Raw genomic sequence first — 17,100 nt, 5'->3', positions numbered from 1 at the left:
AAAACCAGTTTCAAAGATCTAATATGAAAAAAACAGAGCGCCATCGAATTATTCTTGACGAAGTACATTTACATAACAGGGTTCTACTAAGTGATCTAACCAGGACTCTTAATGTATCTATGGATACTGTACGAAGGGACCTTATGGAACTGGATAAATTAAAACAGCTTAAAAAAGTTCACGGAGGAGCGGTTTCAAATGGATTTAATATTCATTCCGATAATACTCGGGAGGTGTACGAATATGAAAATAAATCTATTATTGCAAAGAAAGGAGTCGAACTTCTAAACCATCGCGATGTGGTGCTTATTAGTGGGGGGTCTACTAATTTAGAACTTGCAAAATTGCTTCCTAAAAAGATGAATTTAACTTTCTTTACTCCAAGTCTCCCTATGGCTGTAGAACTGCTTAATAACACCTCCAAAAATGACGAAGTACATCTTATTGGAGGAAAATTATCCCGCGGCTCGCAACTTGCGGCAGGAGGAAGTGCAATTAACCTTTTATCGGAAATCACAGTCGATATCTGTTTTTTAGGCACAGGTTATATGGATATAAAAAAAGGTGTTACCGAACTGGATTGGGAGGTCGCCCAAATGAAAAAGGCAATGGTTAAATCTTCCAAAAAATTAGTTTCACTTACCATTTCTAAAAAGCTAAACACCTATAACCGTTTTAAAGTTTGTGATACGATTGCTGTAGATACACTAATTACAGAGTTAGAACCTAACTCACCAGAACTACAAAAATATAGAAGTATAGGCCTGGACTTATTATAGAGATATTAAAAACAATTAATACCTGAAATTAAGTAATGCCATTGTAGAAAAGTTACAACATTATATTTCGTAAAATATTAATTTTCATATTTTGCCAGTACATTTCGTACACTTTTGTATGTTTGAAGCAATCGTGCGGCTTCAGCTTCATCTACATTTAGTTCCTCCATGATCATCCTAGTTCCGCGACCTACCAATTTCTTATTGGAAAGTTGCATATCTACCATTTTATTGCCTTTTACCCTACCTAGTTTTATCATTACACTGGTTGAGATCATATTCAATACCAGCTTTTGCGCAGTACCTGCTTTCATTCTTGTACTGCCGGTTACAAACTCAGGGCCAGTAACCACCTCTATAGGGAATTCGCTTGCTTTGGCCAAGGGACTTCCGGAACTACAGGTTATACACCCGGTAACAATTCCTTTAGATCGCGCATCCTTAATTCCGCCAATAACGTATGGAGTAGTACCTGATGCAGCGATCCCTACCAACACATCTTTTTCTGAAACATCAAACTTCTGAAGATCTTTCCAGGCCTGATTGGTATCATCTTCAGCATTTTCTACAGCATTTCTTAACGCAATATCACCCCCAGCAATTAAGCCAATAACTAATTCATCTGAAACACCAAAAGTAGGAGGACATTCGGAAGCATCTAAAACACCCAGTCTACCACTTGTTCCAGCTCCAATATAAAGTAATCTCCCACCGGCCTCCATTTTAGGTACTATAGCATCAACTAATCTTTGAATTGCAGGAAGTTCTTTTTCAACACTTTCTGGAACGGTTTTATCTTCCTTGTTTATATTGTGAAGCAGAGTTGAAGTACTCATTTTCTCTAAATCATTATATTTAGAAGTTTTTTCAGTTTCGGGATTATTATTCTCCATTTTTTAGGTTTAATTATAATATACCTCGATCTATAATTCGAGGGTAAATTTTTTAAATAAAATATCTAAAATAATTTAAAATTTAGATTTAGGCATAAATTCTGAAAAAACACCTTTATTTCTATCGCTGTTCCATTCTACCTCTGGAGTTCGAAAGTAATGCACATCCATAAGGTCCAGTCGCAATCCATGTTCACTTAATCTTTTTATAAAGTTTTTATAATCTTTATTTTCTTCTTCACTCCAACCCACTTCTGCCATCGCAATTGTTCGCGGCCAAAACCTATCATCGGCAGCTTCATTAGAAAGTACCATCTCGGTCCAAACCGGAGCCTCTACCCCTATTGTATTTGGGTTTTTCACCTTAAAGGTATAAGCATCTTTTAAAGAAACTCCATCTTCCTTGCACCAGTTATTGGTCATTTCCTGTCCCGGCACGTTGGCGTGATCATAATAAAAACTTGAACAAATAGATTCTATTATAGGCGTATTCACTACACTATTGGTTTTCCCATTCCAACGCTGACTAATCAATGTACTATCTACCTGTGCCTGGGTTACTTCTTCCCATCCAATGGTTGTTTTTCCTAAACCTCGAACAATAGAATCTGCTTTTATCACAAATTCTTTATAGCGTTCATCTTCAATTTCATCTCCTCCAATATGCAAATAATCTCCCGTAGTAATTTCGGCCATTTCGCTTAAAACCGTTGCAACAAAATCGTAGATCTCCGGTTTATCCAGGCATAATTTGCTCCAGCCCACTGTGTACTCGTGGAAAAGTTGTGGAGGAGTTGCCAACCTGGGTTCAATATTTGCAAATTCGTCGCAATTCAATTCAGGATACGCCATTAATGCAGAATAAATATGGCCGGGCATATCAATTTCAGGAACTATTACAATATTTCTCGCTGCGGCATATTCCTGGATTTCTTTATATTCTTCCTGGGTTAAATACCCGGAACGACCGCCTTTTACAGCGCCTTTACTTCCCAGTTCAGTTAGTTTGGGTTTTTGTTTTATTTCTATTCGCCAACCCTGGTCATCGGTTAGGTGCAAATGAAGTCGGTTTAATTTATAAAAAGCCATTCTGTCTAGATGCTTTTTAATATAATCTGGGCCAAAAAAACTACGGGCAATATCCAGCATGGAACCACGCCACTCGTATTTTGGACTATCTGAAATACTACCCTGCGGAAGTTTAATTTCTTCTGAAACTTTTTTATTTTCAATTTCAGCCGGGAACATTTGTCGTATGGTTTGAATTCCATAGAAAAGTCCTGCTTCCGAAGCTGCTTCTAAACTAACCACACTAGAAGATATATTCAAATTATAACCTTCTTTCCCCAGGGTTTCTTCAAGATTTGGATCAAGATTAAGGCTAAAACCGTTACAGTTTTCGCCTTTCATAGTATAACTTTGCGTATAAGTATTTTTCAACAATCGCTGCAGCCAGGCAGCCGATGCTTCTGCACCGGAATTAAAACAAACCACTGTTCTTTCCTGGAGTGTAAAGAAACCTTCTTTCCACTCAATTTCTGCCGGCTGCGGAATGATTGCCGGTTTTTCAGTTTGGGATTCTTGTGCGGATAAACCCCACTGAAATAACACTAAAAAAACTAAACTAACACTTAACTTTAAACTTTTCATTATAACAATATTTTACTCGATAATCGAAATTTATAAACTCCAGGACCAACCCAGAAATCAGAGATTATTTCTCCGAGGTAATTTACTTTATTTTATGCCCTTTTGCAGCAAAAAACCAGATATAAAGGTAACTTGGGATAACTATCCAGTAAGCCGATTGCGGATCAAAAGTATCTGCCAGGTAACCATAAATTAGCGGTAAAATAGCTCCACCGGCAAGGGCCATAATTAAAAATGAAGATCCCATTTTAGTAAATCTTCCCAGGCCGTGAAGTGCTAAAGGCCAGATAGCCGGAAATACCAAAGCATTTGCCAAACCTAAAAGGGAAATACAAAGCACTGAAATATACCCATCAGTAAAAATTGCAGCTAACCCGAGTATAATTCCAAGTATCCCCGAAATTTGCAAGGCTTTCTGCTGACTTATATATTTTGGAATAGTTACCGTACCAATTAAGTAACCTACAATCATTGCAATTAAAGTATAAGTGGTAAAATATTTAGCCACATCTGTTGCAATATCATGCCCATCACGTGCATAACTTATTACAGTATCTCCTGCAATTACCTCTACTCCCACATACAGGAACATCGCCAGAGTTCCTAATAATAAATTTGGAAACTGAAGCACACTGGTCTTGCTTTTATTAGCAGCAGCAAGGGTATCATCTTCTCCATCGGTTTCAATTTCAGGCAAAGCTGAATAATAAATAAGCACCGATAATCCTACCAAAATTACAGCCATAATTATATATGGTGTAATCACGAGTGAAGCGAGTTCATCTAATTCAGCAGCTTTTGCGGCGGCACCCATTCCTTCTAGCCTTGCTTCTACCGCATCCATATTTTTCAGCAAAATTGCACCGAAAATAATTGGAGCTAAGGCACCTGCAACTTTGTTACAAATTCCCATAATACTAATTCGCTTCGCTGCACTTTCAATTGGCCCCAGAATAGTGATATACGGGTTGGCAGCAGATTGTAGTAACGCCAATCCTGTTCCCTGAACAAATAATCCAAAAAGGAACATTGCGTAGGTTCTGGACATTGCAGCTGGAATAAAAATTAAAGCACCTATGGCCATAACTATAAGTCCCAGGGACATTCCGTTCTTAAAACCTATTTTCTTTAAAACCCAGGCTGAGGGGATTGCCATTACAAAGTAAGAAATGTAAGATGCAAAAGCTACGAGGTAAGATTCAAAATTGTTTAACTGGCTGGCTGTTTTTAAAAAAGGAATAAGCACAGAGTTTAGCCAGGTAACAAAGCCAAAGATGAAAAATAACACCCCAATTATAACAATAGATCTACTGGTGTTGTTCTGGTTGGTTGCGGTTTTAGCTGCCATAGGTATTTATCTTATATAAGTTGAGAATTTATTTTTGGGTTAAACTTAACGCCTTTTAGCAAAATTCTAACATAATTGTTTCTTACAAAAAAAAGAAACTTTTTTACAACCACTACACACTTAAGTAAGTTTTTTTATAATTAACTAAAAGATTAACCATTTTTTTATTTAAATGAATTATTCGAAAAGCGATAATTTCTAAAATCGGTTTTCCATATTCTTATTATCTATCTTTCTTTTTAGGACTATGAAATAAACTATATTTGTAAACTTAAATTTGTTGATTACCTTTTAAGGCATTCAATTATTAAAAATACCCGATGAAGCATATTAGAAACTTCTGTATAATCGCCCATATTGACCACGGAAAAAGTACCCTGGCAGACCGTTTACTGGACTTTACCGGTTCTGTAACCGATCGTGAAAAGCAGGAACAGCTCCTGGATAGTATGGATCTGGAACGTGAACGTGGCATTACTATTAAAAGTCACGCCATACAGATGGATTATGAATATGAAGGAGAAAAATATGTTTTGAATCTTATTGATACTCCGGGACACGTAGATTTTTCTTACGAAGTTTCCCGTTCTATCGCAGCTTGTGAAGGTGCTTTATTAGTGGTTGATGCTGCTCAAAGTATCCAGGCACAAACTATTTCTAACCTTTATTTAGCCCTGGAAAACGACCTTGAGATAATTCCCGTACTTAACAAAGTAGATTTACCAAGTGCAAACCCAGAAGTGGTAAGCGATGATATTGTAGATCTTCTGGGGTGTGAATATGAAGATATTATTCCTGCAAGTGCAAAAACAGGGCTGGGAATAGAGGAAATTCTGAAAGCGATTATAACCCGCGTTCCGGGCCCACGCGGGAAAGTAGATGCTCCTCTAAGAGCGCTTATTTTTGATTCGGTTTACAATCCATTTAGAGGTGTAGAAACCTATTTTAGAGTTATTAACGGATCGATTAAAAAAGGCCAGAATATTAAATTTGTAGCTACCCAGAAAAATTATTTCGCCGATGAAGTAGGAACTTTGCGTTTAAAGCAATTCCCGCGGCAGGAAATAAAAACGGGCGATGTAGGTTACCTTATCACAGGAATTAAAGATGCCCGCGAAGTAAAAGTTGGGGATACTATTACCGATGCTAAAAATCCTACTACCGAAGCTGTAGCAGGGTTTGAGGATGTAAAACCTATGGTTTTTGCCGGTATTTATCCAGTAGATACAGAAGATTATGAAGAACTAAGAAGTTCTATGGAGAAACTTCAGCTTAATGACGCTTCCCTGGTATTTTTACCGGAAAGTTCTGCTGCATTAGGTTTTGGTTTCCGTTGTGGATTTTTAGGAATGTTACACCTGGAAATTATTCAGGAACGGTTAGAACGTGAATTTGATATGACGGTAATTACTACCGTACCCAACGTATCTTACCACGCTTTTACAAATAAAAACCCAGATGAATTAATCCTGGTTAATAACCCATCTGATCTGCCGGAACCTTCGTCACTTAACCGTGTAGAAGAACCTTATATTAAAGCTACTATAATCACTAAAGCTGATTATGTAGGGAATGTAATGTCGCTTTGTATTGAAAAAAGGGGTGAAATTACTAACCAAACGTATCTTACTACAGAAAGGGTTGAACTTTCTTTTGATATGCCTTTAGCTGAAATTGTTTTCGACTTTTACGACAGGTTAAAAACCGTTTCCCGAGGTTACGCTTCCTTCGATTATTCGCCAATAGGAATGCGCCAGTCAAAACTGGTTAAAGTAGATGTTTTATTAAACGGAAATGTTGTAGATGCGCTCTCTGCACTACTCCACGTTGATAATGCTTACGATATTGGTAAAAAAATGTGTGAAAAACTGAAGGAGTTAATTCCAAGACAACAATTTGATATTCCAATCCAAGCTGCAATTGGTGCAAAAATTATTGCTCGTGAAACCGTAAAAGCGCTTAGAAAAGATGTTACCGCAAAATGTTACGGGGGTGATATTTCCCGTAAACGTAAACTTCTAGAAAAGCAGAAAAAAGGTAAAAAACGTATGCGCCAGGTAGGAAATGTGGAAATTCCTCAGGAAGCATTTATGGCAGTTTTGAAGCTAAATGATTAGAAAATTAATTATAAGCTAATTTTGTATCTTTAGTTTAAAATGAAGGACTATGGATCTTGTTACCAGAAAATATAACTTAATTCAAGAGCTCACTAAAGTCAAAGATGAGCATGTTATAGAAGTTATTGAAAAAATTCTATGTCCAGAAATTACAACTTCTCAAAAAGAAGAACTGGATAAGAGAATTAAAAGTTTTGAAAAAAATCCCGAAAATCTTTCAGATTGGGATAGTTTTAAAGAAACCTGGTAATGGCTTTTTCGGTTAAATTCTTACCTGAGGTTAAAACCGATCTGACGGAAGCCAAAAAATACTACTTTAAAAAAGGAGGAAATCCACTTTCAGAAGATTTTAAAGCAGAAATAAATTCTGAAATCGAATATATCCGCAAATTCCCTGAACATTATCAGGTTCAATACCAAAATCTAAGGCGAGCTTTGGTTACAAAATTTCCTTATGCAATTTTCTATCAAATTTCAGAAAATACATTAATTATTTTCGCAGTTCTTCATACAAGTCAGGAGTATAAAAAAGTTCACAAAAGAAATGATTAATTTCAAATCTCCCTGAGAGCAGGGATGTTTTTCTGTTTTATACATTTTCTTAATTTTGTAAGTCTACCATCTAAAAACTAAAAAAATGGCCGGACATAGTAAATGGGCAAATATAAAGCACCGCAAAGGTGCACAGGATAAGAAACGTGCAAAGCAGTTTACCCGAGCAATTAAAGAGATTAGTGTGGCTGTAAAAGAAGGCGGCGGACCCGATCCTGAAGCTAATCCCGCGCTGCGTAATGCCATTTCTAATGCCAAGGGTGTGAATATGCCCAAAGACACTATAGAACGCGCTATAAAGAAAGCCAGCGGCGCTGATGCCGATAATTATGAACTCGTAACCTTTGAAGGTTACGGACCCAACGGAATCGCGTTCTTTATTGAATGTACTACCGATAATACCAATAGAACCGTGGCTTCAGTTCGATCTACTTTTTCTAAAAATGGTGGAAATTTAGGAACCAATGGTTCACTGGAATTCCTATTTGATAAAAAAGGAGTATTTACCATTGAACGGGAGAAAATAGAGATGAATCTCGAAGAATTTGAACTCGAACTTATTGAAGGTGGCGCTTCAAAAATTGAAAAGGAAGATGATTATATCACTATTTATACCGATTTTAATGATTTCGGCTTAATGGCTTCTAAATTAGAAGAATTGGAAATTGAAGTAAAATCTTCTGAAGTTCAAAGAATTCCTATGAATACTGTAGAATTACCTGTGGAAGACGCCAAAAAAATCCTGAACCTCGTTGAAAAATTTGAAGACGACGACGATGTTCAAAACGTTTATCATAACATGGAAATTACCGATAACTTAATGGAAGAAATGGAAAAAGAAGCTTAATTATTTTTCCTGCTCCTGTTCTTCTCTATCACCCTCTAAAGCGTCAACCGTTTCCTCTTCATCTATGGTTTCGTTGTAATCTTCTTCTCCTTTTTCTTCACGCTGAATTTTCTTTCCTAGGTAAACTAACTGAAATCCTTCCTCAATCTCCACATCTGAGCTGTGCGAAGGTATAATAGTTAACCCTCCCTTGTTATTTTTTACAAATAGCGGAATAATATCAGGATCGGTCTTAGAAATTTCAATTAAGCCTTCATAATGTTCCTTACTGTTAAGTACTAATTCATGGATCTTAGGATAACTTCTGGAAACTTCGGTTAGCTTTATATAATCATCGGTATGAGAAAATAAACCTTCAGCCGGGTTCTTCTCGGGATTATTCATTTCATCGGCAGTAATAACCCTAAACGACCCGTTTTCTCCAAACTGCTTTTTAAATTTTGTTATCGCCGTTTTATTAATATCACTGTTTCCGGTCATGGCCATTAAATAACCAATATCATTCAGTTCAACATTATTCATTAGATCATCTGAATAAACGCTGCCTTCAATGGCATCAATCCCCAAATCCCGGGCTTTCTTTACATTATCAGAATTATTATCCAGGAGCACTACGTGCCGCTCATTATCGTGTAAATATTTTCCTATTAATCTTGCTATAGATGAAGCTCCAATAATTAAAATTCCCTGTGAATCTTTTATAAAAACTCCTACCAAACGTGCAAAAAGCCTTGCCGTGGCTGCATTTAATAAAACCGAACAAAGCACGATCATAAAAACTAAAGGAGTAATATATTCGGCGCCGGCAATACCTTCACGCGCCAATCGTAAGCCGAATAAAGAGGCAATACCGGCGGCTACAATACCGCGAGGTCCCACCCAGCTAACAAATGCAATTTCATTGACTTTTAAACCTGAACCCAGGGAACTTAAAATTACTCCCAGGGGCCTTATTAGTAAAACCACCACTCCAAAAAGAATAAGAGAATTCCAGTTAAAAACCAGCAACAGCTCTTCAATTTCAATATTTGCTGCTAATAAGATAAAGAGTATAGAAATTAATAAAACACTTAGTGACTCTTTAAAATACAGTAGTTCTTTTATATTGGGTAATTTTTGGTTTCCCATAACCATTCCCATAATAACCACAGCCAGAAGTCCGCTTTCGTGGGCAAATGTATCGGCTAATACAAAAACTCCCAGTACGGTTGCAAGGATAAAAACATTGAGTAAATAGTGCGGAATTATCTGCCTTTTTATTAAAAAAGCCAACAAATGGGCGAATGTGAACCCAAATGTAAATCCAAAAAGTAAAATCTTACCAAATTCAATTAATGCTGTTTGAGTAAAATCCTGTCCTCCTTCAACCCTAATAAATTCAAACATTAAGACCGAAATAAGCGCACCAATGGGGTCAATTAGAATTCCTTCCCATTTTAGAATCGAGGAAACATGTGATTTTAAAGGAATATTCCGAAGAATTGGGGAAATAACCGTAGGACCGGTTACAATAATTAAGGCTGAAAATAAAAAGGAAATTTGCCAGGAAAGATCAAATATAAAATGCGCGGCTAAACCTGCACCTAAAAAGGTGACCACTGACCCAACGCTGATAAGTTTTAAAATTACCGGACCAATATTACCAACTTCACTCCTTTTAAGGGTTAATCCTCCTTCAAAAAGAATAACTGAAATGGCTAGAGAAACGAAATAAAACAAACTTTCCCCAGGGAATAAGCCTTCAGAGCCGTTCCAAATAGGTTCTACCCATTTGGTACCATCTTCACTAATTAAAGTTGAAATGGGCCCAACTAAAAGGCCAATTAAAATAAGTGGTAAAATTGCCGGGGTTTTAATCTTCCAGGCTAACCACTGGGCCAGGATTCCCAATATTACCAAACTTGCAAGTTCTAACATGCGTTAATTATTTGAGCTATAAATTGCTATTTACAAAAATAGGTTGATTTAATGGCAACTCTCTAAGGATTTCAGGCTTTTTACTGAATAATTGAGTTTTAAATGTTTCACTTCCTTCCTCAATCTTTCAATATTTCTTGCTTCGAATCAGATTATTTTTCTTTGAATATCTCTTAGAGGTACTCCGTTTAGTTTAATTTCAGAATATCTAATAAATACGATTTATAGTCATTTAACATAAATAAATATCTGTAATTAGTGAAAATATTGATATTTTGTAGGTTCAACCACCAAAATATTCTTTATGGAAGAATTAAATATTCTTAGTCTCCTAATTATTTTATTCAGTGCATGGTTAGGAGGCTCTGCCGCAAAAAAATTAGGATATCCCGCAATTCTGGGAGAGCTGATTATAGGAATTTTACTTGGTCCCGCCCTATTGGGAATAATGGAAACTTCTGAAATGATTAACGTCCTGGCCGAAGTCGGTATCATCCTGCTTATGGTTTATATAGGGATGGAAATTAATTTTAGGGACCTTGGAAAAGCTTCCTGGCCCGGGCTTTTAGCCGCTATTGGTGGTTTTATCGTGCCTTTTGCACTTGGTTATTATTCCATAATTTATTTTGGAGGGACGCAAATGGCAGCAATTTTTGTGGCAATTGCGGTTGCCGTCACCTCGCTCGCAACTAAAAGTAGAATACTCGTAGATTTAAAACTTCTCAATACCCGAATTGCTTACGTTCTTATGGCCGGTGCCCTTATTTCTGATACGCTCGCTCTGGTGATTTTCGCAGGAATTGTAAGTTATGTAGACGCCGGGAGTATTGATACTCTTGGCTTGGTTTGGGTTGCGGGCAAAGCAATCTTATTCTTTGTTTTTACCGCACTTGCAGGAATTTATTTATTACCGCTATTAGGTAAATTTTTAATGAAGTCTAACTATACCAGTAGAACGCTACATTTTACCATAATTCTAATTATTGTACTGGGTTTTTCTGAATTAGCAGAAGTAGCTGGATTACATAGTATTCTTGGAGCTTTTATGGCCGGTTTGTTTATTCGTGACGGTGTTTTTAACAGGCAAATTTCAAAAGATATTAACCATATATTTCACGATATTTCTATAGGTTTTCTGGCGCCTATCTTTTTTGTTTCAGCAGGATTTAATGTCACCCTTGAGGTCTTTCAAACAGATTTACTTATGCTTATAGTTGTAACAGTGGTTGCTATGGTAGGTAAAATCCTTGGTACTGCACTTTTTTACCTTCCCAGCGGTTATGGTTGGCGAGAAGGTATTGCCGTAGGGACCGGAATGAATGGGCGTGGCGCCGTAGAAATTATAATTGCAGGAATTGGCTTACAAATGGGCATTATTACAAGCGAAATTTTCTCTATACTCGTTTTTATGGCCATTTTCACCACCCTTACAGTCCCACTTTTCTTAACCTGGACTACAACCTGGCTAAGAAATAGAAACGAATTAGTACATCAGGAATCAAGATCAGGTTACATAATTTTAGGTGCCAATCCGCTTGGTTTGTATATGGCGAAACAACTTCAGCAAAAAGATGATGATGTGATTATTATAGATGCCAACCGCGAAATGGTTGCCGAAGCTAAAAAACAGGGCTTTAATAGTATGTACGGTAACATTTTAAAAGAAGAAACCCTGGAAGATGCCAAAGCCATAGAAAAAGGCACTTTTATAGGACTTACCGGCAATAGCGAAATAAACTTCCTGGCCGCACAACTGGCAGACGATGCATTTTATATCCCAAATAAAATTGTATTGGTTTCCCCAAGTGAAAGCGGCACCGATGTAGATATGCTTGATAAAATTAATGCTACATCCCTTTTTGCCAATAAAACTGAATTAAAACCCTGGGCAGCAAAAATTAGCAATGGTAATTTTGAAGAGAAAACATACACGGTAGAAGAAGAAATTTCTACTCGTGAGTGGGTAAAACAGCATAAAGACGATAAAAACTCTATTCTTCCATTTTTTATTGTTAATACCGAAGGAATTAAAAGACCTTTCCATTATAACGATACTATAGATGAAGGAGAAAAAATAATTTACCTGGAATAGCATAAATTTTAACCTCTTAAATTTTTGAAACATGCCTGCTAATAGAAATTTAGCAGCGCATGTTTTTTGCTTTTAGTAATTTGCAGAACCTAAACTGAATATTATGAAATTATACCCTATAGAATCTGGTAATTTTAAATTAGATGGTGGTGCTATGTTTGGTGTAGTCCCAAAAAGCCTGTGGAGCAGAACAAATCCTGCTGATTCTAATAATATGATAGATATGGCAGCCCGTTGCCTGCTTATAGAAGACGGGGATAAATTAAGTCTTATAGACACCGGAATGGGCGATAAACAAAGCGATAAATTCTTTGGTTTTTATTATCCCTGGGGTGATCATTCTTTAGATAAGTCGCTTAAAAAGTACGGATTGCACCGTGATGATATTACCGATGTTTTCCTAACACACCTTCATTTTGACCACGTTGGAGGCGCCATAAAATGGAATAAAGACAAAACCGGGTATGAACCGGCTTTTAAAAATGCGAAATTCTGGAGTAATAAAGATCACTGGGAATGGGCAACAGAACCTAATGCCAGGGAAAAAGCTTCGTTTCTTCCTGAAAATATCCTCCCTATGGAAGAAAGCGGTCAGCTACATTTTTTAGATCGAACTGAGAACAAAAATTTCATACAATCTCAGGAATTTGATTTTGACGTGCTGTTTGTTGATGGACATACCGATAAACAAATGATTCCGCATATTCAGTATAAAGATAAAACCCTTGTTTTCATGGCAGATTTATTGCCCACAGCCGGACATATTCCTTTACCATACGTTATGGGATTTGATACCCGGCCGTTACTAACTTTAACCGAAAAAGAGACAATTTTAAAACAAGCGGCAAATAAAGGTTATTATTTGTTCCTGGAGCACGATGCTCACAACGAAATTATCACTTTAAAAAACACCGAAAAAGGAGTTAGGTTAGACAAAACCTTTACTTTTAATGAACTTTTTAATTAAGTTGAATTCTGTATAAAATCAAATTAATTTTTCAGATAAATTAAATTCAATAGAATAAATGAAAATACCCTTTTTAAAACCAGCATTAATAATGGGAAGCGCCCTTATTTTAGCTTCCTGCGGAAGCGGCTCCCCAAAAATTGTTTCTACCCCAATTGCGAATATAGATTCTATTCCGCTTAAAATTACAGATCTTACTGATACTCAACTCCAGGGTTGGGGCGGGGCCGATCTTGTAAATGATACTATTCCGGGAATGAGCGTTGATAAAGCTTATTCAGAAATTATTAAAAATAACAAAGGACAAAAAACTATCGTTGCCGTTATAGACAGCGGCGTTGATATTGAGCACGAAGATCTTGATGGTGTAATCTGGACCAATACCGATGAAATTCCCGGTAATGGAAAAGACGACGATAATAATGGCTATATAGATGATATGCACGGCTGGAACTTTCTTGGTGATGCTGTAAAAGAAAATATGGAATACACCCGTATTTATAAGCGTTTAAAGCCAAAATATGAAGGTAAATCGGCTAGTTCTATAAGTACAGCAGATCGTGCCGAGTATATATACTACCAGGAAGCTAAAGAAGAATACGAGAAAGAATACGCTGAAACGGTACAGAGCAAAAACCAGTACGAGCAAATTAAAAAGCAATTGGTAGCAGCCCACCAGGCTGTTTCTTCGCAACTTGGTAAAGAAGATTATACTAAAAAAGAGCTTAATGAAATGGAAGCTACCGGGCAATTGGCACAGTATAAAGCCATGTTGCAGCAAATTCAAAATAATGTAAACGAAAATATTCCTGAAGCCTTAGATGAATTGGATGAAGGTATTGACTATTATGCCGGTCGTTTAGATACTCATTTTAACTTAGAATTAGATGGCCGCGCGCCGGTAGGTGACGATCCATATGATATTACCGATACAAACTATGGGAACGCCAATGTTATGGGACCTTCACAAGATAAAGAAGATCTTAAGCACGGCACCCACGTTGCGGGAATTATCGCTGCAGAAAGAAATAATAATATGGGTATTAACGGTGTAGCCAATAATGCTGAAATTATGGTTTTACGTGCCGTACCAGATGGTGATGAATACGATAAGGATATTGCCCTGGCAATTCGTTATGCCGTAGATAATGGCGCAAAAGTGATTAATACTAGTTTTGGAAAGTATTTTTCACCTAATCCAGAGTGGGTTACAGAAGCCATTCAATATGCTGCAGAAAACGATGTTTTAATAGTAAATGCCGGAGGAAATGAAGGTCTTAATTTAGACGAAAACACCGTTTATCCCAACGATCAAACCCCTGAAGCACCCCAGGAAATTTCCGATAATTTCTTAACGGTTGGTGCTCTTAATTTTGACTACGGTTCTCAACTGGTAGCCGATTTTTCTAACTACGGAAAAACAAATATTGATGTTTTTGCTCCGGGAACTAAGATCTGGTCTACAACGCCAAATAATGAATACGAATATTTACAGGGTACCTCTATGGCTTCACCAGCCGTGGCCGGGGTAGCTGCAATTATTCGTTCATTTTATCCAAAATTAAGCGCTGCGCAGGTTAAACAAATTATTATGGACAGTGGTTTAACCACTAATGCCAATGTAATTGTAGGTGGCGATAGAAGCAATACTAAGGATTTTAAAGAATTATCTACATCAGGTAAAATGGTAAATCTTTATAATGCCCTTATTTTAGCTTCACAAACAAAATAGAATTCAAGTAAACTACCTCTGTGCAAGCCAGAGGCATAAATAGGAAAAAATATTTTAATTTCGAGGCAAGCCTCGGAGCATTTAAATCTCGATTATCGAGTAATATTTTGATCATAAAAACCACAATTAAATGAAGAAATTATTATTAAGTCTGGCCTTTGTTGCAACCTCCCTGGCCAGCGCCCAAAACAACACCAGCTACTGGCAACAGCACGTAGATTATAAAATGGAGGTTAACATGAATGTTGAAAACTTTCAATATACCGGTACACAGGAATTGGAATACACCAATAACTCACCTGATACTTTAGATCGCGTTTTTTATCATTTATATTTCAATGCTTTTCAACCCGGAAGTGAAATGGATGTGCGCTCTACAAGCATACAAGATCCAGATAGAAGGGTAGGAGACCGTATTTCTAAATTAACCGAAGATCAACAGGGTTATTTAAGAGTTTCCAGCCTTAACCAGGATGGAAATGAGCTTTCCTATGAAGAAGTTGGAACTATTTTGGAAGTAGAACTGGACGAACCTATTTTACCGGGAGAAAAAGCTACTTTTAATATGGAATTTAAAGGCCAGGTGCCCGAGCAAATTCGCCGTTCCGGTAGAAATAGCTTAGAAGGTGTAGCGCTTTCTATGAGCCAGTGGTTTCCAAAAATGGCAGAATATGATTTTGAAGGCTGGCACGCAGCGCCTTACATTGGCCGTGAATTTCACGGAGTTTGGGGCGATTTTGACGTAAAACTTACGATTGATAAAGACTATACTGTAGCTGCTTCAGGATATCTTCAAAATCCAGATGAAATTGGTCACGGCTATTCAGATGAAGAAATAGAAGCAAAAGGTGACACGCATACCTGGCATTTTGTAGCACCAAAAGTGCACGATTTTACCTGGGCCGCAGATCCTGATTATATTCACGATAAAAGAACTGCTGAAGACGGAACTGTACTTCATTTTTTCTATAAAGACAATGATGAAATAAAGGAAAACTGGAAAAATCTTCAGGAGAAAACCGAAGATTTACTAATATTTTTCAATGAAAATATAGGCCCTTATCCGTGGGATCAATATACCGTAGCACAAGGTGGCGATGGGGGAATGGAATATGCCATGTTAACCTTAATTACAGGAGAACGTAACTTTGGAAGTCTGGTAGGTGTAACTGCTCACGAACTTGCACACGCCTGGTTTCAACATTTAATGGCTACAAATGAAAGCAAACACGAGTGGATGGACGAAGGTTTTACCAGCTATATTTCCAGCCGCGGAATGAACCAGGTTATGGAAACTTATGCTGAAAACCCACATACCGGTTCTTACCGCAGCTATATGGGATTAGCAAATTCCGGGATGGAGCAACCACAAACCACCCAGGCAGATCGTTATGCACTAAACGCCGCTTATGGAGCATCAGCTTATTCTAAAGGCGCTGTATTTTTAGCGCAATTAGGTTATGTTATTGGAGAGGATAACCTTGATAAAACCCTAAAACGTTACTATGACGAATGGAAATTTAAACATCCAACGCCAAACGATTTTATAAGAATTGCCGAGAAAGTTTCAGGAGCAGAGTTAGACTGGTATTTAAACGACTGGACGCGTACTACTAATACTATAGATTATGGAATTAAAGAAGTTACCGAAACAGATGAGAATTCGACTAAAGTAACTTTAGAAAGAAAAAAATTAATGCCTATGCCTATAGATCTTACCGTTCGTTATACCACTGGCGAAGAGGAAATGATCTATATCCCGTTGCAAATAATGCGTTGGGAAAAATATGCAGAACACGAAAACTGGACCGTAGCAAAAGATTGGGCCTGGGCCTATCCAACTTACGAATTGAACATAGATAAACCACTTAGTGAGATTGAAAGTATAGAAATAGACGAATCTCAACGAATGGCCGATGTAAACAGAGATAATAACCTTTATACTGCCGAAGAAACTTCAGAAGAAGAAGAACAGGAGTAGTTTTTCGAAATATTTAAATTAATATTTAGACCTCACAGGTATAAAACTGTGAGGTCTTTTTTTATATCAGTTTTCCAATCGTCCTTCTGTCCCGAGGCTTCGGGATTATTTCAGAATCTAAGCCTGTTAGAACTCCGAACAAATTTCGGAGCAGGCTCTGAAACAAGTTCAGGTTGACGTAGAAAATAACTATAACTAAATAGGCTCTGAATTCTATTTATTTCC

General features: G+C 37.2%; 13 protein-coding genes. 9 read left to right on the top strand and 4 right to left on the bottom strand.

Going from position 1 to position 17,100, the window contains the following annotated elements; genetic code table 11:
• The first annotated feature begins 23 nt into the window (after window positions 1-23).
• Entirely contained in the window at window positions 24-779 is a 756-nt protein-coding gene (locus AO058_RS04245; RefSeq protein ID WP_075325392.1) for a DeoR/GlpR family DNA-binding transcription regulator, read from the top strand.
• A gap of 77 nt (window positions 780-856) precedes the next feature.
• Here AO058_RS04245 and murQ read toward each other — a convergent pair whose 3' ends face one another.
• From murQ to AO058_RS04230, 3 genes are all read right to left on the bottom strand, one after another.
• Window positions 857-1,672, bottom strand: coding sequence for an N-acetylmuramic acid 6-phosphate etherase (gene murQ / locus AO058_RS04240; protein WP_075325391.1), 816 nt, complete (start codon window positions 1,670-1,672; stop codon window positions 857-859).
• Between the two features lie 75 nt (window positions 1,673-1,747).
• Window positions 1,748-3,322, bottom strand: a complete 1,575-nt coding sequence (locus AO058_RS04235; RefSeq protein ID WP_075325390.1) for a beta-N-acetylhexosaminidase — start codon at window positions 3,320-3,322, stop codon at window positions 1,748-1,750.
• Between the two features lie 82 nt (window positions 3,323-3,404).
• Entirely contained in the window at window positions 3,405-4,670 is a 1,266-nt protein-coding gene (locus tag AO058_RS04230; protein WP_075325389.1) for a sugar MFS transporter, read from the bottom strand.
• Between the two features lie 320 nt (window positions 4,671-4,990).
• Here AO058_RS04230 and lepA point away from each other — a divergent pair, with 320 nt between their 5' ends.
• The 4 genes from lepA to AO058_RS04210 all read left to right on the top strand — a co-directional run bounded on the left by lepA (window position 4,991) and on the right by AO058_RS04210 (window position 8,186).
• Window positions 4,991-6,787, top strand: coding sequence for a translation elongation factor 4 (lepA, locus tag AO058_RS04225; protein ID WP_075325388.1), 1,797 nt, complete (start codon window positions 4,991-4,993; stop codon window positions 6,785-6,787).
• Window positions 6,788-6,836: 49 nt separating this feature from the next.
• A complete protein-coding gene (locus AO058_RS04220; RefSeq protein WP_075325387.1) occupies window positions 6,837-7,037 on the top strand; it encodes an addiction module protein in 201 nt (66 codons plus the stop codon).
• Window positions 7,037-7,339, top strand: coding sequence for a type II toxin-antitoxin system RelE/ParE family toxin (locus tag AO058_RS04215; protein ID WP_075325386.1), 303 nt, complete (start codon window positions 7,037-7,039; stop codon window positions 7,337-7,339). Before AO058_RS04220 ends, AO058_RS04215 begins: the two co-directional genes overlap by 1 nt.
• An 85-nt stretch (window positions 7,340-7,424) precedes the next feature.
• Window positions 7,425-8,186, top strand: a complete 762-nt coding sequence (locus AO058_RS04210; protein ID WP_075325385.1) for a YebC/PmpR family DNA-binding transcriptional regulator — start codon at window positions 7,425-7,427, stop codon at window positions 8,184-8,186.
• On the opposite strand, the gene AO058_RS04205 is transcribed toward AO058_RS04210, so the two are convergent.
• Complete coding sequence (locus AO058_RS04205) at window positions 8,187-10,103, bottom strand: cation:proton antiporter (RefSeq protein WP_075325384.1); 1,917 nt, start codon at window positions 10,101-10,103, stop codon at window positions 8,187-8,189. It lies immediately after the preceding gene.
• Window positions 10,104-10,407: 304 nt separating this feature from the next.
• Between AO058_RS04205 and AO058_RS04200 the strand changes: the two genes are divergently transcribed.
• The 4 genes from AO058_RS04200 (at window position 10,408) to AO058_RS04185 (ending at window position 16,875) form a co-directional block, all read left to right on the top strand.
• Window positions 10,408-12,195, top strand: a complete 1,788-nt coding sequence (locus AO058_RS04200) for a cation:proton antiporter domain-containing protein (RefSeq protein WP_075325383.1) — start codon at window positions 10,408-10,410, stop codon at window positions 12,193-12,195.
• Between the two features lie 103 nt (window positions 12,196-12,298).
• On the top strand, window positions 12,299-13,162 hold the full coding sequence (locus tag AO058_RS04195; RefSeq protein ID WP_075325382.1) for an MBL fold metallo-hydrolase: 864 nt from the start codon (window positions 12,299-12,301) through the stop codon (window positions 13,160-13,162).
• Between the two features lie 58 nt (window positions 13,163-13,220).
• Window positions 13,221-14,894: a S8 family peptidase gene (locus AO058_RS04190; protein ID WP_075325381.1), complete on the top strand. Its 1,674-nt coding sequence runs from the start codon at window positions 13,221-13,223 to the stop codon at window positions 14,892-14,894.
• Between the two features lie 130 nt (window positions 14,895-15,024).
• Window positions 15,025-16,875 carry a M1 family metallopeptidase gene (locus tag AO058_RS04185; protein WP_075325380.1) on the top strand — a complete coding sequence of 617 codons (1,851 nt, stop codon included), beginning with the start codon at window positions 15,025-15,027 and terminating at the stop codon, window positions 16,873-16,875.
• Window positions 16,876-17,100: the final 225 nt, after the last annotated feature.

Source organism: Salegentibacter sp. T436 (genome assembly GCF_001932675.1).
Lineage (GTDB): Bacteria > Bacteroidota > Bacteroidia > Flavobacteriales > Flavobacteriaceae > Salegentibacter > Salegentibacter agarivorans.
Note: the sequence above shows the minus strand (reverse complement) of the source record. Positions and strands in the feature narration are given on the sequence as shown.